Source organism: Salmonella sp. A1325 (assembly GCF_056991255.1).
On the sequence record NZ_JAMLWO010000001.1, the window covers coordinates 185,508 to 206,949 of the forward strand.

The following is a 21,442-nucleotide window of genomic DNA, read 5'->3' on the forward strand; positions in this document are numbered from 1 at the left end:
CGCATAATCCTGTAATGACTATTTTCTTCTATGATATCGACCAATGACCAAAAAAGTCAACTTATCGACCACGGCGGGCGCCGACGTCAGCACAATAAATGAAGCTGTTTCCCAACGTATCAAACAATTTCGTAGCCAAAAAAAGATGTCGCTGGATGAGCTTGCGCGGCGTTCCGGCGTCAGTAAAGGAATGCTGGTGGAAATTGAAGGCTGTAAAGCCAATCCAAGCATTGCGCTGTTATGTAAGATCGCGGCGGCAATGGGAGTGTCCGTGGCGGATGTTGTCAACGTCGCCAGCGAGCCGATGGTCCATCTTATCGACCGGGATGCTATTCCGGTGTTGTGGCGCGGCGAGAAAGGCGGCAGCGCAAAACTGATGGCGGGAACCAGCGGGCCGGATATGCTGGAACTCTGGCAATGGATAATGCATCCTGGTGAACAGTTTGAATCGCCAGGGCATCCGGCAGACACCTGTGAATTACTGTTTGTTAATCAGGGAACACTGACATTAACAGTCAATGGTAGACGCTTTATTATTCGGGAGGGCTGCTCCGCTGTAGCCAGAACCGACATGCCTCATGCCTACGTTAACGACACTAATGAGGTGCTTGAATTTACCATGACGGTGAATGAAAAGAGCCGTTGATCACCGTAAGGTGCTAACAACTCGTCATCCGGACAGGGAAGCCTCGGTGCCCGATAACGCTTATCGGGCACCGGCTATCTTTTATTTTGTCGCAGGCGCGGCCTCCGGGTCATCGATATAGAGCGTCTGGCTTGGGAAGGCGAAGTCAGCGCCGTTTTCCTGGACAATCGCAATAATTTTCAGGTAAACATCCTGCTGTACGGCAAGCCATTCCTGCCATACTGTTGTTTTGGTAAAGCAATACACCATAATATTCAGCGAAGAGTCGGCGAATTCATTAAAATAGACCAACAGCGTCTGTTTCTGATCGATATCTCTGTGCGCCTGCAGCATGTTTCTGATAGCGTCAACAATGAGGCCAATTTTGTCGGCATCTTCGTAACGTAATCCAATAACCGTTTTTATTCGACGGTTGGTCATCCGTCCCGGATTCTCAACGCTAATGGATGAAAAGACGGAATTAGGCACGTACAACGGGCGGTGGTCGAATGTGTTAATTCGTGTAATTCGCCAGCCGATTTCGGCGACCGTACCTTCGATATTTCTGTCAGGAGAACGAATCCAGTCTCCGATACTGAAGGGGCGATCGAAATAGAGCATAATACCGGAGAAAAAATTGCTCAGGACATCTTTGCCCGCCATACCAACAGCGATACCGCCGATACCGCCAAAGGTCAGCAGACCGGACAGACTCATGCCAAAATGTTCGCCATACAGTAAGACAATCGCGACAATAATGGTTATTTTTATGACCCGTGCCAGAATACGGGTACTGGTCACATCTCTACCTTTATTGACCTGTGCTTTTTCAAATTGGTTAATAATCAGGAAAAGTTTTATCGTCAGAATAAGCGCAATGAGTGAGGTGCAGATAAAATCAATGACCCCGGAAGAGATAAAACGCAAATTATAATCTTCGATAGCATTATTCAGGATGCTCCCGATGGTCCCAATAATAATTGCATAAATAAAAAACTGTGCCGCATGGAACGTGAATCCTTTCTTCCACTGTACGTTACGGCTGAGCCAAAATCTCACGACCAGCAACGCCATACCGCAACTGAAAAGTATCGCCAGATTAAATGCGTTTTTGAGAAAAAATTCAGTGAACATTATTGTTTTCCGCTCCTTCCTACGATAACAGCTCAGAATGACCTGATTAACAGGTATTTTACCCAGGATAAACGCGTAGATCATCGATAAGTAAAAAGAAGAAATAGTGCTATCAGCTTTAATCTCAGCGGTTTACTTTTTATGTAAATACAATGTCACATTTTATGGAGCAGACATCGCGTGATTGTCATGGTATTGTTGCTATCAGGTAACAAAGTCATCTGTAAAGGACAATACTATGATCATGATGAAGCTGAAATCGGCGAAGGGGAAAAAATTTCTGTTATGCCTGCTGGCAGTGTTTATCGTTGCGGCATCGGTGGTAACGCGCGCGACTATCGGCGGTGTGATTGAGCAATATCATATTCCACTGTCCGAGTGGACAAGCTCTATGTATGCCATTCAGTCGGCAATGATTTTCGTTTACAGTCTGGTATTCACTATTCTGCTGGCGATTCCTTTGGGGATCTATTTCCTCGGCGGAGATGAGTAACAGGAATGAGGTATTGGCCGGATGGCAGCGCCATCCGGCAGGACGCAAGAGGGATTAATCGTCCTCGTCGTCCAGTTCAACCGGTGTTTGATATTCATCAGGCTTAATGACTAACAGGTCGCAGCGCAGATGGTCAATGACCTGTTCGGCCGTGTTCCCCAGAAACGCGGCCGAGAGTCCGGTACGTCCAACGGTGCCAAGCACAACGATCCCCGCCTGGAGATGTTCGGCAAGATCCGGGATAACTTCTTCAGGCAAGCCTTTTTCTACATGCGTAACTTTTTCATCGATGCTGAATTTCTGGCGCAGCGCTTTCATCGCCAGTAAATGCTGGCCTCTGATGGCGTCGTTATACACGCTGGGATCAAATTCCGGCAGCTCAATGGCGATATTGATTGGCGTAACGGGGTAGGCGCCGACCAGGTGCACTTCGGTATGATTAACCTGCTCCGCCAATTGTAAGGTCTCTTTTACCAGCTTTTCGTTGAGAGCATTATGATAGGGCTCTTCGCTTGCCAGGTTCACGGCGACCAGGGCTTTGCCGCCCTCTGGCCACGGCTGATCTTTGACCATCCACACGGGACTTGGGCATTTACGCAGCAAATGCCAGTCGGTAGGGGTAAAAATGACCGCTTCCAGTCGATCGTGCTGATGCGCCATTTTCAACACCAGATCGTGACTGCCGGCGATAACCTCCTGGATGATGGCCTCAAAGGGACGATTGTGCCAGACCACTTTAATTTCAATGGGGACACCGGCTTCAAGATAATATTTCGCCTGCTCACGTATCCAGGCTGTGCGTTGACTTATTACGCCCTGACGCATTGCGGTGCGTTCGTCAGGAGAAAGCAGGGTGGTCATCTCATACGAGAAATCGTAAATAGGCAGGAAAGCTTTAATTTTGCCGCCAATCCGTTGATGCAAATAAACTGCTCGCCGTAATGCGGGTTGGTCGTCCTGATTGGGATCGATGACCACCAGCATATTTTGATACATAGCCATACAGGGTCTCCTTACAACTGTCATCGCAGTTTGTAACTAAAGAGTAACTCAAATATGGTGAATGAAACAGAGGAAGCGCTTCTGCCAGATCAATAAATGAGAAAAATTTAACGATATGGCAGAAGATAACATCAATGGTTTAGCTGACGTTTAAGCGACGTTGCGGGTATGACCGGCGAGGGCCGCCAGCGCATCGCTGTTTTCAATAGTAATATACTTACCTTTCACCGCCAGCATACCGCTTTTCTGGAAACGCCCCAGCAGACGGCTAATGGTTTCGACCGTTAAGCCCAGATAGTTGCCGATATCGCCACGGGTCATCGTCAGGCGGAATTCACGCGGTGAAAAACCACGCTGCGCAAAGCGGCGGGACAGGTTGTAAATAAACGCAGCCAGACGTTCTTCGGCGTTTTTCTTCGACAATAACAGGATCATATCCTGATCGCCTTTAATTTCACCGCTCATCAGACGCATCATTTGCTGACGCAGGTTAGGCATTTTGCCGGACAGGTCATCCAGTGTCTCAAAGGGTATTTCACATACCATTGAGGTTTCCAGCGCCTGCGCAAAGCTCGGATGATGACCGCTGCCAATGGCGTCAAAACCCACCAGGTCGCCTGCTAAATGGAATCCAGTAATCTGCTCATCGCCTTGCTCGGTAATGGTGTAGCTTTTAATCGTTCCGGAGCGGATAGCATAGAGCGATTTCAATTCATCACCTGCTTTAAACAGAGTTTGCCCTTTCTGAATGGGCTTTTTGCGCTCGATGATATTATCAAGCTGATCAAGCTCATGCTCGTTAAGTGTGAACGGGATGCAAAGCTGGCTGATACTGCAATCCTGGCAATGGATAGCACAACCGCCAGACTGAATGCGCCGTATAATTCGCTTTTCCGGGATCATAGGTCTGCTCAAGCCGTAATTGATATTTGTCAATTTTAACATCTTTTTGGTGAGCGCGTAAGTCTGAGCTATCCCGGAGAAGGAATAATTCAAGTATAAGTTTGATGAATATTTTTATCTATTTGAAAATACGAAATTTATTTGTTGTTGCTTTACATAAAAGTGTGACCGATAAGGCACTTTTTGCCTGTATATTCATAATAAAAGATAGCCTTCATGGCGTAATAGCCACTCTTTTCGCTGCACGCCACCGGCGTATCCGGTCAGAGTGCCGTTACGCCCGATGACGCGATGGCAGGGAACAACAATACTGATGGGGTTCGCGCCATTCGCAGCACCGACTGCGCGTGCGGCGCCCGGTCGTCCCAGTTGCGCCGCCAGTTGACCATAGTGCATCACCTGCCCGCAGGGGATAGCGCGCAACGCCTGCCATACTTCCCGTTGAAAAGGTGTGCCCCCCGTGGCGGTTTCCAGGGTATCAATTACGGCGAGATTGCCTGCAAAATAATCTGCAAGCTTATCGCTGAGTCCACCGGGGTTAGTCGCAGAAACGCGTTCATAGCCTTCGTGACGGTAGTGGATATTTAGCAGTTGCTCCATACGATTGCGGTACTGTTCCCACTCAATGGCCCGCAGTCGAAACTGCTCATCGCAAACCACCCATAACGGTCCTAATGGCGTGGCTATCTTCTCTTCAAGTAATCTCAGCATCCGTTCTCTCACATCGTCTTAATCTAACGTAAGAGACAAGATATCATGCCAGGAATACCCGCAACCATACTCCTTAAAAGATAGTCAGGGATAACACATTTAGCGACAGTAATATCGTTGGCGGAGAAAAAGAGAGCCGGGCGAGGCGGTTAATTGCCTTACATTGTCGCTGTTATTGGAAATAACTGTAAACCGTTGTCGCTATAACAGGGCACGGTTATGATAACGGCAGTCGCAAAAACGCTGGAGGATGAACCATGAACCTTGACGATAAAGCGCTGTTTCTTGACGCCATGGAGGATGTCCAGCCGCTGAAACGCCATACTGATGTACACTGGCAGCCAACGCGTAATCTTAAAACGCCCCAGCGTATCGACACGCTTCAGCTTGATAATTTCCTGACGACGGGCTTTCTGGATATTCTGCCGCTGAATGAACCGCTGGAATTTCGTCGGGAAGGATTGCAGCAGGGTGTCATCGACAAGTTACGCAGTGGGAAATACCCTCAGCAGGCCAGCCTCAATTTGTTACGCCAGCCGGTCGAAACGTGCCGAAAAATGCTGTTTCGTTTTATCCTGGAGGCGCAGAAAGAGGGGTTGCGTAATGTCCTGATCATTCATGGTAAAGGGCGAGAGGCGAAGTCGCATGCCAATATCGTCCGAAGCTATGTGGCCCGCTGGTTGACAGAGTTTGAGGATGTACAGGCTTATTGTTCGGCGCTGCCGCACCATGGCGGCGGCGGGGCATGTTATGTCGCGTTACGTAAAACGGTGCAGGCTAAACAGGATAACTGGGAGCGCCATGCGAAGCGTAGTCGGTAAATCGTTGCCGCTGGCGGACAGGACCGCCAGCGCAAGCTCGCGCGAACCCGATTTTATGCCTGATATAACGCCTCATCCAAATGTTCAGGATTCTGCAAGAGAACGGGCGATAACGCTGTCCGCGGTAATAATACGGAGAAACAGTCATTCGCTTATTTAAGCGTCTATTAAAATATACTGGCTTTCGACTTAACTGTTAAGCAGAAAATGGTGATAAGTACATCACTTGTCAATATGGATGGATGAATATCCTGGCATAGCGAATATAGGTGATTTTATCTGTTGCACTAAGGGAAATGGCGATGGTCTGGTATTGAATATGGAGAATGTCAAAGAAACGAATGGCAATAGGTATCTGAAATGCTATAAAAATAAAACCTGTCTCCTATCCTGGTTGTAGGCCGTCAAAAATGTTGAGAAATATCAGCGTCAGGACATGCATTATTCTATTCATGGTATGTACGTTTCTTTTGGTGGATACTTTACAAATAGCTTTTCTGCACGATCTCCCTATTTTAATTACGTGTAATATCATTTATCTGATCTCGGCATTACTGCTTTGGTGGTATATGACCTGCTATCTGGTAGTGCCAATTAATACCGTGAAGAAAAGTATTGAAGAGGTCGCAGCAGGAAACTTGTCTATTCATATCTCCGAATTTGGCAATAATTGCGCCGGGCGACTCATCCCCGGGATTAATAGCCTGTCGGATAATATTTCCGCGCTGGTACGCGAAATCAGATCCTCTTCGCAAACGGCAATGACCCTTTCCGAACAACTGGCGGCGCGCAGTATGTCGCTATCCGTAAAGACGGAACAGCAGTCGGCCTCGTTAATTCAAACTGCCGCCAGTATGGATGAAATGGCGGCGAGTACCAAAAACAATGCGGATAATACCCGAATGGCGAGCATACAGGCGGATTGTGCAACCCAATGCGCCCGTAAAGGCGGTGAATTAATGGGGCGGGTTACAGAAAATATGCGTTCTATTACCGACTGTGCCTCGCAGATGACGGAGATTATTTCATTGATTGACGGTATCGCATTCCAGACTAATATTCTGGCGCTTAACGCGGCGGTAGAGGCTGCGCGGGCGGGCGATCATGGAAAAGGTTTCTCCGTGGTGGCCGGGGAAGTGCGTAATCTGGCGCATCGTAGCGCCGAGGCGGCAAAAAGTATCAAGGCGCTGATCGACGTTACGCATGACAATGTGCGGCAGGGGGCCGCCATAGTGCAAGAGGCTGAAAAAAATATGCAGGAGATTGTTGGCGGCTCCGGGCAATTAAACGTGCTGATGAGTGAAATTTCCACCACCACGCGGGAGCAGGAAAAAGGCATTAACCAGATAACCCTGGCGTTGAGCGATCTGGAAAGCGCAACCCATAGCAATGTCTTAATGGTTGAAGCGCTATCTGCTTCTTCGGATGTTTTAAAGGCGCAGGTGATCGAGTTACAGACTAAAACCGACAAATTTCGTTTAAGCCAGCCGGGTTACAGTGAACATGCGCTGACACGCTCTCATGTATCATCTCTTTCGACCATCACCAGGCGCGGCCAGGCCTGATAATACATGTTTGGTAAGCGCCTGTTGCTAAGGCACTTTTTTCGCACGTTCCCGTCATTCTTTTTGCGCAATGAGAAAATGAGAGATTGCTTAACCTTTCCCGAAAGCTAGACTAACGGCATGAGAGTTGTAACGTGGAGGCGCTGTGGAAGCCATTAAGGGATCGGATGTGAACGTGCCGGATGCCGTTTTCGCATGGCTACTGGATGGTCGTGGTGGAGTAAAACCGCTCGAAGATAATGATGTGATCGATAGTCAGCATCCCTGTTGGCTACATCTTAATTATACCCACCCGGACAGCGCCCGCTGGTTGGCTTCAACGCCTTTACTCCCCAATAACGTGCGTGATGCGCTGGCTGGTGAAAGCTCGCGCCCGCGCGTAAGTCGTATGGGGGAAGGGACGCTCATTACGCTGCGCTGTATTAATGGCAGTACTGACGAACGCCCGGATCAATTAGTAGCAATGCGTTTATATATGGACGAACGATTCATTGTGTCTACCCGTCAGCGAAAGGTTCTGGCGCTCGACGATGTGGTCAGTGATTTGCAGGAGGGCACCGGGCCTGTAGATTGCGGCGGCTGGTTAGTGGATGTGTGCGATGCGTTAACCGATCACGCCAGTGAATTTATTGAAGAGCTACACGATAAAATTATCGATCTGGAAGATAATCTTCTCGACCAGCAAATCCCACCGCGCGGTTTCCTCGCATTGCTACGTAAACAGCTAATTGTTATGCGCCGTTATATGGCGCCGCAGCGCGACGTCTATGCCCGGCTTGCGAGTGAACGGCTGCCGTGGATGAGCGACGATCACCGGCGCAGAATGCAGGATATCGCCGACAGGCTGGGAAGGGGGTTGGATGAAATTGACGCTTGTATCGCGCGTACTGGCATCATGGCGGATGAAATTGCCCAGGTGATGCAGGAGTCTCTGGCGCGCAGAACTTATACCATGTCGCTTATGGCGATGGTTTTTCTGCCCAGCACCTTCTTAACGGGGTTATTTGGCGTTAACCTGGGCGGTATTCCCGGCGGCGGATGGCGGTTCGGCTTTTCTCTGTTTTGTATTCTGTTAGTTGTCCTGATCGGTGGTGTTACTTTATGGTTGCATCGCAGTAAATGGTTGTAACAAAAGCGCTTTTCAGGCCATTTCGTATGAAAAAACGCCGAGAAATTTGAGCGAAGTCAATAAACCATCTACCTATTCGGGGCAATATCTCTCTCGCAGGTGAATGCAACGTCAAGCGATGGGCGTTGCGCTCCATATTGTCTTACTTCCTTTTTTGAATTACTGCATAGCACAATTGATTCGTACGACGCCGACTTAGATTAGTCGGCTTTTTTTTGCCTGTAGGATATCAGCGTCTACCCTTTAAGAGTCTGATTGACATTCTGGAGGGTAATATGAGCTGTCTTTTGACCTTATTATATCTACACTCGTCCTTGTCGGACCCGATTCCCACTGACCCTGTTCCCATTCCTGAGCCGCTTCCCCGTCCTCAGCCGATGCCCGACCCGCCGCCGGACGAAGAACCGATTAAAATGTCGCATCAAACGCCCGGATCTGCGAGGATACGCGCCTGCTGACTATGAGTCGTTACCGCGAGAGTAAATTGTGACCGCTTTTTCAACCCTGAATGTTTTGCCCGCCGCCCAGCTCAATAACCTTACTGAGCTGGGCTATCTTGAGATGACGCCTGTTCAGGCCGCAGCATTACCCGTCATTCTGGCGGGAAATGATGTGCGTGTGCAGGCCAGGACCGGTAGCGGCAAAACGGCGGCGTTTGGTCTTGGGCTCTTGCATCGAATTGACGTCAGTCTGTTCCAGACACAGGCGTTAGTGCTGTGTCCGACGCGGGAGCTGGCGGATCAGGTTGCCGGAGAGTTACGTCGCCTGGCCCGTTTTCTGCCAAATACCAAAATTCTGACCTTGTGTGGCGGGCAGCCCTTTGGTGTACAGCGCGACTCGCTTCAGCACGCTCCGCATATCATTGTCGCGACGCCGGGGCGCCTGCTGGATCATTTACAAAAAGAAACCGTATCGCTGGATGCGCTGCACATTCTGGTAATGGATGAAGCAGACCGAATGCTGGACATGGGATTCAGTGACGCCATTGATGAGGTGATCCGCTTTGCGCCTGCGACGCGCCAGACGTTATTGTTTTCAGCAACCTGGCCTGAGGCCATTGCGGCGATTAGCGGTCGTGTACAGCAGCAGCCAATACGTATTGAAATCGATACGGTAGATGCGCTACCGGCTATCGAACAACAGTTCTTCGAAACGTCTGCGCATGAAAAGATTTCGCTGCTACAAACGTTGCTTAGCCAGCATCAGCCAGCGTCCTGCGTGGTGTTTTGCAATACCAAAAAAGATTGTCAGGCCGTTTGTGATGCGCTTAATGCGGTAGGACAAAGCGCGTTGGCGCTCCACGGCGATCTGGAACAACGCGACCGCGACCAGACGTTGGTGCGTTTTGCAAATGGTAGCGCGCGCATTCTGGTTGCCACCGACGTTGCCGCGCGAGGATTAGACATTAAATCGCTCGAACTGGTGGTTAACTATGAACTGGCCTGGGATCCAGAGGTGCATGTCCACCGTATTGGCCGTACGGCGCGCGCGGGAAGTAGCGGCCTGGCGATCAGTTTCTGCGCGCCGGAAGAGGCGCAGCGGGCGAATATTCTTTCAGAAATGCTGCAACTCAAGCTGAACTGGCTGAATGCGCCCGCCCGGCAGCCGTTACTCCCTCTGGCCGCAGAGATGGCTACCCTATGCATTGACGGCGGCAAAAAAGCGAAAATGCGTCCGGGAGATATTTTGGGCGCGCTGACCGGCGATATTGGATTAGACGGGGCGGATATTGGCAAAATTAACGTGCATCCCATGCACGTTTACGTCGCCGTACGTCAAGCAGTAGCGCAAAAAGCCTGGAAGCAGTTGCAAAACGGGAAGATCAAAGGCAAGTCATGCCGGGTACGGCTATTAAAATGATCGATAGCATGGCGTCTCAGCGGGTGCTGAGACGCCTGCAGATTATTTCACTTCGATAACATCAAGCCGCAACGCCTCTAAGGAGGTGTCATCTTCTTCCGGCTGCCAGCCAGCGGGCTGCAATGGAATCTCTTCACGATCGAACGCTAAATCGCCGCCGTCGACGACCTCGGAACCGTGAGTGATCCCTTTGAAATCGAACAGGTTAGTGTCACAAAGGTGAGACGGCACGACATTCTGCATGGCGCTAAACATCGTCTCGATCCGTCCAGGATAGCGCTTATCCCAGTCGCGTAGCATGTCGGCAATCACCTGGCGTTGCAGGTTGGGTTGCGAACCGCACAGATTACAAGGAATGATAGGAAAGGCTTTGGCCTCAGCAAAACGGATAATATCTTTCTCGCGGCAGTAAGCCAGCGGGCGGATCACGATATGTTTGCCGTCATCGCTCATCAGCTTCGGCGGCATCCCTTTCATTTTTCCGCCATAGAACATATTCAGAAACAGGGTTTGCAGAATATCGTCGCGATGGTGGCCCAGGGCGATTTTGGTCGCGCCCAGTTCAGTCGCAGTACGATACAGGATACCCCGACGCAAACGCGAGCACAGCGAGCAGGTGGTTTTTCCTTCCGGAATCTTCTCTTTCACAATGCCGTAGGTGTTTTCTTCGACGATTTTATATTCTACGCCCAGCTGCTCAAGGTAGGCTGGCAGGATATGCTCCGGAAAACCTGGCTGCTTTTGATCGAGATTGACGGCGACCAGTGAAAAATTGATCGGGGCGCTTTGCTGCAAATTACGTAAAATTTCCAGCATCGTATAGCTATCTTTGCCGCCAGAAAGGCAAACCATAATGCGATCGCCTTCTTCAATCATATTAAAATCGGCAATCGCTTCGCCAACGTTACGGCGCAGGCGCTTTTGCAACTTGTTCAGGTTGTATTGTTCTTTCTTTGTATTCTTTTGAATTTCTTGCATTATTTCAGTTCTCTGGTACTAAATGGGGCAAATTGGGGGCAAACTTTGCAACTACGATAACCGCACATTCAACATCGCTACTTGTTCGTCGTTCATGTCATCAATCTACATACCGTAAATTTCATACACCATCTGTGCAGTTTCATGCCCCATTTGGCTGGCGATAAATGCCGGTTCGCTCCTGCCGTCAACAGCCAGCAGGCAAAAGTATGTCGCGTATGGTACGGATTACGGCGACGAATGCCAGCACGTTTTAATAGAGATAGTACCTTCGGATATTGTCAACTGTATACATCATGCAGACAGGCCCGTTAAGAAGTGACGGGCTCAACTGAAATTCAGGCGCTGCTGCGTCCTGATGATGGTACGTTTCAAGTGGTTCCGTGGGGTGAACCGGGACAGGTGTAAAGTGATATTCGGCACACCCTTTTTGCTCTTTTATTGGCGATATAAAATACGGTATCAGTATTTTATTATCTAATAAGATAATGCAGAGTGTTTAATTATCGTTGGGTAAGATCAGTTTACCGTATGCTATTTAAAATTTTCTTGCCTATTCTGATGGTCGTATTGAATTAAAAATAGCCTGTTTCATATATACAGTTCAGACAAATGATTTGCGATGAGAATTGCTACCTGATATCTACATCTTATGATGTATACCATAATTCTGACTGGAGAACGTAATGCGTATAACAGTAAGTGATATATCAACCAGAGAATCACAGCAGACGGTACAGATACAAGCTATCAGAAGTTGGGATACCATACCGTACCTTTCAATGTTGGATGGACTTTATCAGGACGATATCTTTCATGAACAAGTGTCTAATTTACCAGTAGAATATATTAAGCTGGATGAGATGGCCAAAGATGAAGAAAAGAACAGCTTAAATATTTATGACTTCTTCTTTGAGCCAATACATGAAATTATATGTGAAGATATTAAATCAACATTGGATTTTTATTATTCAAATAGTGCAACCTTCCGTAGGTTGGTTAATTATAAAGTAGAGCGCAGCATAAATGACGATGTAGACACCAATAAATGTGAGGTAAAGATATCTCCAGATTATAGTTACGAAAATATTGATGAGGGGCGAGGATATTTATCGCTTCCATTTGATAAAAACGGTTATCCAATTTCCCCTGACTTTCACAACTGTGTAAATGGAATCACATCAGAAAAATTGTTGTTAGATCTATTTCTAAAATATATTTTGCACGATCATTTAAATGCAAACGGTGAAGTTACAAACATTTACGCCAATGTTATTTATAAAGAGATTGATCCCGCTGCAATTGCACATACATCGGCGTGTTTTTCTCAGGTAACGATGAGTGGTGAACATGAGCTATTTAATGTGGATAGCGTAACTGTTCCACCTAAAAGTACTGAGCAAATTATATCTGAGGGAAAGGAAATTCAAAGGCAAATTTTCTTATCTTCTCATAGCCGCAATCATGCTCAGTCAGTAACTGTTCATAAAATGGACAGGAGTATTAAAAAAATTGCAGTAACTGGTTTGTTATTATCATCAAGATTAGCAGTAACATCTGGTGATTATAGGATAAAAAATGGTAATTCAGAAGGTGAGAATGATTTTTTACCCGTTAAAGAATTACAGAGATATGAAAGGGCTCTCCCGGAGGACCATACTGCCCCAAATACGGAGCCTCATCCGCTAGGTAAGGTGTTAGATGGCATATTTGATCATTTGACATCTGTAGCAGGAGGACCTCTTATCGCAATACTCAAACTACTTGGAAAAGAACAAGAGGCAAATAGTTATAAAAGAGGCTATCATGAATTACTTGCATTTTCTCAAACTGGGCAGTGGACGCATGATGGAAGAGCTATTGCTGCTGAATATATGTTTAAAGGTCTTTTAGTCCATTTAAGTGATCGTCTCATTGTTCTCGGTGAGGGAAGTTTCGTTTCTTTTTTATCTTTTGTAAGAGAAAACATTCAACACCAATATAAAATATATGAGCTAATGGCGCGTGATATGCTGGTTCATCCTTTGCCTTTCAGCACTGATTCTGCACCACCCATGATAGACAGGCCTTTATGGACAAGGGAAAGCCATTATACGAAAGTCCTGTATGAAAAGTTTCCTGACATTTCTGGTTCAAGTTTTGAGGTTTTCTATGGTAAGGAGGCTATTATTACAGCGTTAGAAATAGTATCCTTCAATAGACAAGAAAGAGGAAAGAGCGCTTTTAATAAAAAAAGGATGAGTCATCTTTATAAGCTAGTTCAATTAGTGATACACCATTTATCCAGCAATGGTGGTGATAGAGTATTGCTTAGCCCTAAAGGCATAAAAAATAATTTTATTATTATGCGTCATATTATTTTTTGGTGTGCAAAGATAAAGGTACCGGTTGATGATAAAAAAATAAACACAATAGCAAGAAAAATTGTAGTTAATAATAAATTTTCCAACGGTGTTAAATCAATACTTCCCAAAAGCAACGATCCTTTAATTTCGTTAATGAAAGCCGCGATCAATAAGCAGCTAAACTGGGCGGAGAAATATTATCGAGCAGAGACTCATATGAAGGAACATATGCAGGAGTGTGATATTTTAGGACTAATGGACACCAACAAAATGGTGCGAGAGGCCGTTATTGGGCTTATTCATGAGATCAGTGATATTGCGCAAAGCAGCTGGCTGACATTAGAAGAACAACATGAGAAACAGGCTCAGTCTCTCGAATCGTTCAAGGAGAAAGTTTCCTCCATGAATGGCGGTCAACAATTCGTTTATGGATTTAATAAGATTATTCAGGAGGGGTTGGGAGGATTAATTGAGCTGAGTTTTGATCTTGATGATACTATACATCATCGCACAACTTCCTCATTAAGTCCGGCTGCAAGAGCAGGACTTCACCTCTTAGGAACGGTCTGGAATATTGTAATGAGTATTGTCCCTGGTTTTAACGCACTGGCTGGTACCAGCAGTATTCTTAACCGGGCTGTTGTGGAAAACTCTGCGGATGTATGCGGTTACGTACAGGATATTATTCGTATCGGTATGGAGGCTGTTCCTGTTGCAGGAGCGAAGTTCACAGAAAGAGCCGCAAATGCAAAGTATACGGGTCTCCGATTTGTTGAAAATAAAATACAAAGAGGTGTAATACGAGCGCCGATTCAAAAAGGGAGTAATTATAAAATTATAGAGTCAATAGAAAATACAGATTTTATTTATCAAAAAAGTAGTCAGAAAGTTCTTGAGTTAGGTCCAGCGGGAAACGATGGGCTCCATCGCGCTACCGGTTTTGATAAACAAACGTATGGTTATTACAAACCGTCAGGAGAAGGCTTTTACAGAAAACAAGCCTCATATCCACCGCTGTCAACGGAAGCGCCTAATACGATAAAATATGGCGATAGAGAGCTCGTTTTAACTAAAGAACCAAATTCACAAACGTATCAGGCAACCTATTCGGATAGCGGAAAAAATTCAGCTATGACATTTTACCGATCTTCTGATGGACGATTTTATCAGGCGTCAGGGCTGAAAGGTGGGGGGCTTATTCGCCATATTGATAAGCCTTATTCAGAGTTAAGAGAAGGAGACGTGGGTTATGATGAAGAACTTCTGGAAATTTCGGATGATTCACCCCTACTGGAAGATATACTGGCCTCCCTGTCAGAAGATTTATACCCTACATCAGAAGAAAATGTACAAAGTATTTATAAGAAATACCAGAGTGGGGATGCAGCAGCAGGGGAGACCGAAGTTGTGTTATGCCGAGGTACAATAGGTCCGCAGGCTGAAAATATTGTTAGCTTTAAAACTGCAGGAGGTATTGAGGGGACCGATGTAGAGGTATTGCCTGTCTCTGCTGAAATAGCCAAAGAGCAGGTTCGAAGTGGAAGAATCGTACCTGAATATACCACGGATCTTAGTGTTGCAGACAGGTTCAGCAGGGAACATTATCTTATTATCGTTAGGGCAAAAGTCAAATATCTTACACGAGGTAGCGTCAGTGAAAGCGGCTGGGTTATGCCAAAAAACACACCAGTGGACCCTGTTGGTATAATTGACAGGACATATGGTAATGCAGAAAATATAGGGCAGGCAAACGCTTCTAAGTAATCATAAATCCTGAACGGGTTTATTGTAGTTATCCCTCGTGTATGAAAGATTGCTTTTATATTCTAAATAATTCGAGTTGCAGGAAGGCGGGAAGCGAGCGAATCCCCAGGAGCTTACTCAAGTAAGTGACTGGGGTAAGGGAACGCAGCCGCAGCACATGCAACTTGAAGTATGTTACTGCAAGATACGCAATGGTTCAAAAGCGTCTTTATTCTGTCATCCGTATTAATTAAGATGTCACCACGACCAGAAAAATATCGGAACGAAGAGATGTATGACTAAAGAAGCTGTAATCTTTCTATTTATCGCCATCGTGGTAGAAGTTATCGCCACGATCTCATTAAAATTATCGGATAGTTTTACGCGTCTGGTACCGAGCATCGTTACCATCATCGGATATTGTATCGCGTTCTGGTGCCTTACCATCCCTATGCGAACCATCCCTGCGGGTATCATTTATGCCATTTGGTCTGGGGTAGGGATTGTTCTTATTGGATTGATAGGATGGTTGTTTCTTGGCCAAAAACTGGATGTGCCGGCTATTATTGGCATGTTGCTTATCATCTGCGGCGTAATCGTAATCAATCTGTTTTCAAAAAGCGTCAGTCACTAGGCGATGATGATGGTTGATTTGAGCCCGCACTCTCTTATGCGGGCTCGGGTATTTAGCGCACTACCAGTACGGAGCATTCCGCATGACGCACAACGGCTGCGGCGTTGGAACCCAACAGATAGGTAGTAATATCCGGACGATGCGAGGCGATAATCACCATATCGGCCGGTAATTTTTTTGCCATTTCCAGAATCTTATCTTTAGGAGAGCCTTCTGCCACGTGCGCCTGCACGCGGTCCGCGGGAAGGTTGAATTTCTTGATAATCGCTTCCAGTTGAGATTTGGCTTCGGCTTTCAAATCGTCCATTGCGGGAAGCTCTGCTGAATAAGCCAGTCCCAGGGAAGCGTAATAGGGCAAAGACGGGATTACAGTCAAAAAGTGCACTTTAGCGTCGTCAATCTTTGCTTCGGCTTCAACATGCGAAATCACGCGTTGAGTTAATTCTGAATCTGAAATATCGATGGGTACAAGAATCGTTCTGTTCATAAAACCTCCTGTTTAAGTATCCACTGAAATTCTACTCCCTAAAGGCACTTTATGTACAATGACATACGTCACATTTTAGGTGCTGCTCCACGATACTCTGCGGGGACTGCCTACAGGGGAGGGCGACGTAATATTACGCGTATTCCACGTAAATAATCAGCGAGTTGACGTTAAAACGTTATTTCTGCCTTGTCAGGAAAGACCTAAAAAGAGATGTTACCGTTTAATTCAATAATTAATGAAATAATTCGCAGTGAAATAGATATAATTTATACGAATGCTTTTGGGGGTATTATATGAAATAAAAATTATACAATATCATTCGGTTACGATATTCTACGCCTGTTATATGCCTTTATTGTCACATATTCATTTTGTCGCTGGGCCATTGCGTTAACCTTTGCTTTCCAGCGTATAAATTGACAAGCCCGAACGGATGTTCGGGCTTTTTTTGTTTCCAGGCTAATCCTTAGAATATTTTTTAATCTGCGCCGGGTTTTTCCGCTTTTCCTGCCAGCAAGGCAAGAAAGTCATAGCGTTTTTGCAAATCCAATGCGGCATCCCGCCATAATTGTTCAGCTACTTCAGGCTGTTGCGCATTCAGGCGACGGAAACGCTGTTCATTAAGCAACGTTTCCGCCAGGGCATCAGACGGTGGCCGAGAGTCCAGAGCCAGCGGCGGCTTGCCTTCATCCGCACGGCGGGGATCAAAGCGGTATAACGGCCAGAAACCAGTCGCCGTTAACTGGCGCATCTGGTCATGACTTAGCGCCAGATCGTAACCATGTTCCTCACAGGGGCTATAGGCAATGATCAGCGACGGCCCTGGCCAGGCTTCGGCCTCCTGGATGGCTTTCACCGTCTGGTTTAACTGCGCGCCCAGCGAAATTTGCGCGACATAAACATGACCATACATCATCATGCTGACGCCAAGATCTTTACGGGCTTTACGCTTGCCATGTTCGCCAAATTTAGTGACGGCGCCAAGCGGCGTCGCCTTCGACGCCTGGCCGCCAGTATTGGAATAACACTGCGTATCCAGAACCAGAATATTGACATTCTCCGTCAGGCTTAACACATGGTCTAAACCGCCAAAGCCGATGTCGTATGCCCAACCATCGCCGCCAATCAGCCAGATTGATTTTTCTACCAGCGCATCAGCATCCTTTAACAGTTCCTCTGCGCCCGCAACCGATTTCAGATGTTGGCGTAATGCGGCGACCTGTTCACGCCGAACGTCAGGCGTTGCTTCGGTATGCAGAGCATCGTTTAATTCCGCCGGAATGCGATCGGCGAATTGCGCCAGTAAACGCATGACGCGCGCCCGGTGCTGATCCACGCTCAGACGGAAACCGAGGCCAAATTCCGCGTTATCTTCAAATAACGAATTCGCCCATGCCGGGCCGCGCCCGTTGGCATCAGTGGTATAAGGCGTAGAGGGTAAGTTACCGCCGTAAATAGAGGAACACCCCGTGGCGTTAGCGATTAACATTCTGTCGCCATATAACTGAGTCAGCAGTTTAATATACGGCGTTTCACCGCAGCCGGAACAGGCGCCGGAATATTCAAACAGCGGCGTAATGAGCTGCGACGTGCGGATATCAATTCGTTCCAGTTTGCTGCGATCGATTTCCGGCAAGTCGAGGAAAAAGTCATAATTCACTTTCTCTTCTTCCACATGCTCAAGGCGCGACATCATGTTAATCGCCTTGATCTGTGGATTTTGCCGATCTTTAGCCGGGCAGACCTCTACGCATAAATTACAGCCAGTACAGTCTTCCGGCGCGACCTGCAGCACATATTTCTGGCCGCGCATATCGCGGGACTTCACGTCCAGCGAATGCAGACTGGCTGGCGCGTTCTCCATCGCCTGCGGGGAAACGACTTTCGCACGAATCGCCGAGTGAGGGCAGGCGGCGACGCAGTGATTACATTGTGTACACAGCTCCTCTTTCCAGACAGGAATCTCTTCGGCGATATTGCGTTTTTCCCAGCGGGTGGTGCCCATCGGCCATGTTCCGTCCGGCGGCAGGGCGGAAACAGGCAGTGCGTCGCCGAGGCCCGCCAACATGGCGGCGGTAACGGTTTTCACGAAATCCGGCGCGGCGTCGGAGACAACCGGCGGGCGATGCGCGCTGTGCGGATTAACCGCCTGCAACGGCACTTCCGCCAGCGATTCCTGCGCCAGAGCCAATGCCTGCCAGTTACGCTCAACCAGATCCTGACCTTTGCTGCTATAGCTTTTGGCAATCGCGCCCTGCAGCTCAACCAGGGCGCTATCGCCCGGAAGAATATGCGTCAGGTGGAAGAAAGCCATTTGCATGACGGTATTGATGCGGGCACCAAGTCCACATTCGCGGGCGATTTTCGCCGCGTTAACCACGTAAAAACGCGCCTTTTTCTGATTCAACACCGCCTGAACTTCTTGCGGCAGACGCGGCCAGACCTCGTCGGCGCTGTACGGCGTATTAAGCAGAAAGATACCGCCTGGCTTCAGACGTTCCGCCATCTGATATTTATCGATAAACTGTAATTGATGGCAGCCGACAAAATCCGCCTGAGCAATTAAGTAAGCGGAACGAATGGGTTTTTCGCTGACGCGCAGGTGCGATACCGTGAGCCCGCCAGCTTTTTTAGAGTCATAAACGAAATAACCTTGCGCATACCACGGCGTAGAATTACCGATAATTTTAATATTATTTTTCGTGGCGGATACGCTGCCGTCGCTTCCCAGACCGTAAAATAACGCTTCAAGTTTAGCGCTGCCGGGCAGGGTATTTTCCGGTAATGGCAGCGAGAGATTAGTGACGTCATCATAAATGCCCACCGTAAACCGTGGTTTGGGTTTCGCGCGGCTGAGTTCATTAAAGACCGCCAGTACGCACGCCGGGCCGAACTCTTTGGATGATAGCCCATAACGGCCGCCAATGGTGCGCGGTAATGTTTCGCGCTCGCCATTATTAAAGGCCTCCGCCAGTGCGGTCATCACGTCCAGATAAAGTGGCTCGGCCTGCGCGCCTGGCTCTTTAGTGCGATCGAGCACGGCGATAGCGCGAACGGTTTCCGGTAATGCCTGTAACAAGTGTTTGGCGGAGAAGGGGCGGAACAGACGGACTTTCAGAACGCCGACCTTTTCTCCGCGTATCAGTAGCTCGTCCACGACCTCTTCGCAGGTGCCGAGGGCGGAGCCCATCATAATGATGACGCGTTCAGCCTGGGGATGACCATAATATTCAAATGGCTGGTAGTGGCGGCCCGTAGCGTCGCCAAATGCCTTCATCGCCTCTTCAACATGATCATAAACGGCGTTGTACCACGGATTGGTCGCTTCACGAGACTGGAAGTAGGTGTCCGGATTCGCTGAAGTTCCACGAATCACCGGATGTTCCGGATTCAGCGCGCGGGCGCGGTGAGCGTCGATCTCCGCCTGCGGCATCAGGTTCAGAATGGTTTCATCCGTTAGCGGTATAATTTTGTTGATTTCATGCGATGTACGGAAGCCATCAAAAAAATGAATAAACGGAACGCGGCTTTTCAGCGTAGCCCTGTGTGCGATCAGCGCAAAATCCTGCGCTTCCTGAACGCTGGCGGCGCATAACATCGCGCAGCCTGTCTGGCGGACCGCCATCACATCGGAATGGTCGCCAAAAATAGAAAGCGCGTGTGTGGCGACGGTGCGCGCGGCAACGTGCAGTACAAACGGCGTGAGCTGCCCCGCCAGTTTATACAGCGTTGGAATCATCAGCAGCAGCCCCTGCGATGATGTAAATGACGTAGAAAGCGAACCGGTTTGTAACGCACCGTGAACGGCGGCGATCGCGCCGCCTTCCGACTGCATCTCTACCACACGCGGCGTATCGCCCCAGACATTTTTAAGCCCATTACCGGCCCAGGCATCCGCTTGTTCAGCCATTGTTGAACTGGGCGTAATCGGGTAAATGGCGATAACCTCGCTGGTACGGAACGCCACCGACGCTACTGCGCCATTACCGTCAATTGTTTGCATATGACACCCTTACATTGCGCAAAAAAGAGGGACACGCATAATCGTGAGCGCATCCTGTAGTTATCCTTTTATTTTAGCAAAGCCCTTCAAGCCCCATTTTCGCTTTTGTGTCCCTGGCGGGAGGAGAATGGCGATTTCTTGCCGAAAAGACGTAAAAAATTGCCAATAAATGTTAATGAAGCGCATAAATGCGCGCTTTGCCTCTCGACGCGTTAGTTTCTGCTGCCTATTATTTAGGGCGGTGTCGTTTGGATGAATAAACAGAGGGGAGAGAAATGCGCGCAGCGTTTTGGGTGGGATGTGCCGCGTTATTATTGTCGGCTTGCAGTAGCGAACCTGTTCAGCAGGCAACCGCGGCGCATGTTTCGCCAGGGATGAAAGCGGCGATGTCCAGCGCCGGCGAAGCGAATTGCGCTATGATTGGCGGTTCGCTTTCAGCGGCCCGGCAGCTTGATGGTTCAGTAATTGGTATGTGCGCGCTACCCAACGGCAAACGTTGTAGCGAACAGTCGCTTGCCGCCGGAAGCTGCGGGAGTTACTAAGCGCGGCGTTTCGCCTGACGCGTATAACTTTTCACTTAATGGCTTAGTGCGCTAAATCCGCCAGTTTATACATTAGCGTTGTTTCTGCCGTCGCCAGCGTTAATTGGTTCGCAGTTAAATCGACCTGCGCGCCTTTGCTGAAGAGCTCGCTGAGGGTGCCGTCCAGCGCATTAAGCTGCGGATCGGCGCACATCATTCGGGTCATCGCTAAATTTTTCACTTTTAATTCGCCGTCCGATAGTTTTCCTTCGCCGGTGAATTGATTGCACATTTTGCCGGATACCGTCATGTCCTCGCCAAAGCTGAGCTCCGGGCCGGTGACCGTTTTACCGTTTACGCTTTCCAGAACAAAGCGGTGGTGCTCCAGTTGCTCGCGTTTGACGGACACTTTTCCACTGCTCACACACCCCGTCATTATGATGCTCAGGGCGACCAGCGTGACGATTTTCTTCATTGATATTCTC

At 48.2% G+C, this 21,442-nt stretch carries 19 protein-coding genes and 1 pseudogene; 10 read left to right on the forward strand and 10 right to left on the reverse strand.

The features are described 5' to 3' along the window. The first annotated feature begins 43 nt into the window (after positions 1-43). The gene (locus NAZ64_RS00990; RefSeq protein ID WP_000163373.1) at positions 44-646 is read left to right on the forward strand and encodes a helix-turn-helix domain-containing protein; all 603 of its coding nucleotides are present in this window, start codon (positions 44-46) and stop codon (positions 644-646) included. Positions 647-727: 81 nt separating this feature from the next. On the opposite strand, the gene NAZ64_RS00995 is transcribed toward NAZ64_RS00990, so the two are convergent. Continuing rightward, entirely contained in the window at positions 728-1,759 is a 1,032-nt protein-coding gene (locus NAZ64_RS00995) for a mechanosensitive ion channel family protein (protein WP_000493665.1), read from the reverse strand. 238 nt (positions 1,760-1,997) lie between these two features. Between NAZ64_RS00995 and NAZ64_RS01000 the strand changes: the two genes are divergently transcribed. Then, the gene (locus NAZ64_RS01000; RefSeq protein ID WP_000605645.1) at positions 1,998-2,252 is read left to right on the forward strand and encodes a DUF2534 family protein; all 255 of its coding nucleotides are present in this window, start codon (positions 1,998-2,000) and stop codon (positions 2,250-2,252) included. A gap of 54 nt (positions 2,253-2,306) precedes the next feature. Here the strand turns inward: NAZ64_RS01000 and uspE are convergent, their stop codons facing one another. The 3 genes from uspE to ogt all read right to left on the reverse strand — a co-directional run bounded on the left by uspE (position 2,307) and on the right by ogt (position 4,868). Next, the gene (gene uspE / locus NAZ64_RS01005) at positions 2,307-3,254 is read right to left on the reverse strand and encodes a universal stress protein UspE (RefSeq protein WP_001262138.1); all 948 of its coding nucleotides are present in this window, start codon (positions 3,252-3,254) and stop codon (positions 2,307-2,309) included. A gap of 150 nt (positions 3,255-3,404) precedes the next feature. Beyond that, a complete protein-coding gene (fnr, locus tag NAZ64_RS01010; protein ID WP_000611914.1) occupies positions 3,405-4,157 on the reverse strand; it encodes a fumarate/nitrate reduction transcriptional regulator Fnr in 753 nt (250 codons plus the stop codon). 195 nt (positions 4,158-4,352) lie between these two features. Then, positions 4,353-4,868, reverse strand: coding sequence for a methylated-DNA--[protein]-cysteine S-methyltransferase (gene ogt / locus NAZ64_RS01015; protein WP_023203164.1), 516 nt, complete (start codon positions 4,866-4,868; stop codon positions 4,353-4,355). 257 nt (positions 4,869-5,125) lie between these two features. Here ogt and smrA point away from each other — a divergent pair, with 257 nt between their 5' ends. The 5 genes from smrA (at position 5,126) to dbpA (ending at position 10,243) form a co-directional block, all read left to right on the forward strand. Then, positions 5,126-5,689, forward strand: a complete 564-nt coding sequence (smrA, locus tag NAZ64_RS01020; RefSeq protein WP_001046799.1) for a DNA endonuclease SmrA — start codon at positions 5,126-5,128, stop codon at positions 5,687-5,689. Between the two features lie 410 nt (positions 5,690-6,099). Then, on the forward strand, positions 6,100-7,254 hold the full coding sequence (locus NAZ64_RS01025; RefSeq protein ID WP_094915043.1) for a methyl-accepting chemotaxis protein: 1,155 nt from the start codon (positions 6,100-6,102) through the stop codon (positions 7,252-7,254). Positions 7,255-7,399: 145 nt separating this feature from the next. After that, positions 7,400-8,383: a zinc transporter ZntB gene (zntB, locus tag NAZ64_RS01030; RefSeq protein WP_000387373.1), complete on the forward strand. Its 984-nt coding sequence runs from the start codon at positions 7,400-7,402 to the stop codon at positions 8,381-8,383. A gap of 275 nt (positions 8,384-8,658) precedes the next feature. Then, positions 8,659-8,841 carry a proline-rich small protein YnaL gene (gene ynaL, locus NAZ64_RS01035; protein WP_001670836.1) on the forward strand — a complete coding sequence of 61 codons (183 nt, stop codon included), beginning with the start codon at positions 8,659-8,661 and terminating at the stop codon, positions 8,839-8,841. 28 nt (positions 8,842-8,869) lie between these two features. Next, positions 8,870-10,243, forward strand: coding sequence for an ATP-dependent RNA helicase DbpA (dbpA, locus tag NAZ64_RS01040; protein WP_220569871.1), 1,374 nt, complete (start codon positions 8,870-8,872; stop codon positions 10,241-10,243). Between the two features lie 42 nt (positions 10,244-10,285). Here the strand turns inward: dbpA and ttcA are convergent, their stop codons facing one another. Then, on the reverse strand, positions 10,286-11,221 hold the full coding sequence (gene ttcA / locus NAZ64_RS01045) for a tRNA 2-thiocytidine(32) synthetase TtcA (RefSeq protein ID WP_001156210.1): 936 nt from the start codon (positions 11,219-11,221) through the stop codon (positions 10,286-10,288). A gap of 105 nt (positions 11,222-11,326) precedes the next feature. Next, positions 11,327-11,478: pseudogene (locus tag NAZ64_RS01050) on the reverse strand (tyrosine-type recombinase/integrase); the annotation flags it as partial. 429 nt (positions 11,479-11,907) lie between these two features. Here NAZ64_RS01050 and NAZ64_RS01055 point away from each other — a divergent pair. Both NAZ64_RS01055 and NAZ64_RS01060 read left to right on the forward strand, forming a co-directional pair. Continuing rightward, positions 11,908-15,330, forward strand: a complete 3,423-nt coding sequence (locus NAZ64_RS01055) for a DUF4765 family protein (RefSeq protein WP_411022297.1) — start codon at positions 11,908-11,910, stop codon at positions 15,328-15,330. Positions 15,331-15,604: 274 nt separating this feature from the next. Next, positions 15,605-15,943: an SMR family transporter gene (locus NAZ64_RS01060; protein ID WP_000159237.1), complete on the forward strand. Its 339-nt coding sequence runs from the start codon at positions 15,605-15,607 to the stop codon at positions 15,941-15,943. Positions 15,944-15,995: 52 nt separating this feature from the next. On the opposite strand, the gene uspF is transcribed toward NAZ64_RS01060, so the two are convergent. From uspF to NAZ64_RS01075, 3 genes are all read right to left on the reverse strand, one after another. After that, the gene (gene uspF / locus NAZ64_RS01065; protein WP_001082296.1) at positions 15,996-16,430 is read right to left on the reverse strand and encodes a universal stress protein UspF; all 435 of its coding nucleotides are present in this window, start codon (positions 16,428-16,430) and stop codon (positions 15,996-15,998) included. A 481-nt stretch (positions 16,431-16,911) separates the two neighbouring features. Further along, the gene (gene nifJ, locus NAZ64_RS01070; RefSeq protein WP_024797913.1) at positions 16,912-20,436 is read right to left on the reverse strand and encodes a pyruvate:ferredoxin (flavodoxin) oxidoreductase; all 3,525 of its coding nucleotides are present in this window, start codon (positions 20,434-20,436) and stop codon (positions 16,912-16,914) included. Between the two features lie 60 nt (positions 20,437-20,496). Continuing rightward, positions 20,497-20,808, reverse strand: a complete 312-nt coding sequence (locus tag NAZ64_RS01075; protein ID WP_031601775.1) for a hypothetical protein — start codon at positions 20,806-20,808, stop codon at positions 20,497-20,499. Between NAZ64_RS01075 and NAZ64_RS01080 the strand changes: the two genes are divergently transcribed. Continuing rightward, positions 20,712-20,978 (forward strand): putative hemolysin, encoded by a 267-nt coding sequence (locus tag NAZ64_RS01080; protein WP_001200680.1) that lies wholly within the window; start codon positions 20,712-20,714, stop codon positions 20,976-20,978. The two genes, NAZ64_RS01075 and NAZ64_RS01080, sit on opposite strands and share 97 nt — an antisense overlap. Before the next feature lie 43 nt (positions 20,979-21,021). Here NAZ64_RS01080 and hslJ read toward each other — a convergent pair whose 3' ends face one another. After that, positions 21,022-21,432 carry a heat shock protein HslJ gene (gene hslJ / locus NAZ64_RS01085; RefSeq protein ID WP_000725242.1) on the reverse strand — a complete coding sequence of 137 codons (411 nt, stop codon included), beginning with the start codon at positions 21,430-21,432 and terminating at the stop codon, positions 21,022-21,024. Positions 21,433-21,442: the final 10 nt, after the last annotated feature.

Coding starts and splice junctions, on each gene's coding strand:
- NAZ64_RS00990 (WP_000163373.1), top strand. CDS start 44: ATGACCAAAAAAGTCAACTTATCGACCACGGCGGGCGCCGACGTCAGC.
- NAZ64_RS00995 (WP_000493665.1), bottom strand. CDS start 1,759: ATGTTCACTGAATTTTTTCTCAAAAACGCATTTAATCTGGCGATACTT.
- NAZ64_RS01000 (WP_000605645.1), top strand. CDS start 1,998: ATGATCATGATGAAGCTGAAATCGGCGAAGGGGAAAAAATTTCTGTTA.
- uspE (WP_001262138.1), bottom strand. CDS start 3,254: ATGGCTATGTATCAAAATATGCTGGTGGTCATCGATCCCAATCAGGAC.
- fnr (WP_000611914.1), bottom strand. CDS start 4,157: ATGATCCCGGAAAAGCGAATTATACGGCGCATTCAGTCTGGCGGTTGT.
- ogt (WP_023203164.1), bottom strand. CDS start 4,868: ATGCTGAGATTACTTGAAGAGAAGATAGCCACGCCATTAGGACCGTTA.
- smrA (WP_001046799.1), top strand. CDS start 5,126: ATGAACCTTGACGATAAAGCGCTGTTTCTTGACGCCATGGAGGATGTC.
- NAZ64_RS01025 (WP_094915043.1), top strand. CDS start 6,100: ATGTTGAGAAATATCAGCGTCAGGACATGCATTATTCTATTCATGGTA.
- ynaL (WP_001670836.1), top strand. CDS start 8,659: ATGAGCTGTCTTTTGACCTTATTATATCTACACTCGTCCTTGTCGGAC.
- ttcA (WP_001156210.1), bottom strand. CDS start 11,221: ATGCAAGAAATTCAAAAGAATACAAAGAAAGAACAATACAACCTGAAC.
- NAZ64_RS01055 (WP_411022297.1), top strand. CDS start 11,908: ATGCGTATAACAGTAAGTGATATATCAACCAGAGAATCACAGCAGACG.
- NAZ64_RS01060 (WP_000159237.1), top strand. CDS start 15,605: ATGACTAAAGAAGCTGTAATCTTTCTATTTATCGCCATCGTGGTAGAA.
- uspF (WP_001082296.1), bottom strand. CDS start 16,430: ATGAACAGAACGATTCTTGTACCCATCGATATTTCAGATTCAGAATTA.
- nifJ (WP_024797913.1), bottom strand. CDS start 20,436: ATGCAAACAATTGACGGTAATGGCGCAGTAGCGTCGGTGGCGTTCCGT.
- NAZ64_RS01080 (WP_001200680.1), top strand. CDS start 20,712: ATGCGCGCAGCGTTTTGGGTGGGATGTGCCGCGTTATTATTGTCGGCT.
- hslJ (WP_000725242.1), bottom strand. CDS start 21,432: ATGAAGAAAATCGTCACGCTGGTCGCCCTGAGCATCATAATGACGGGG.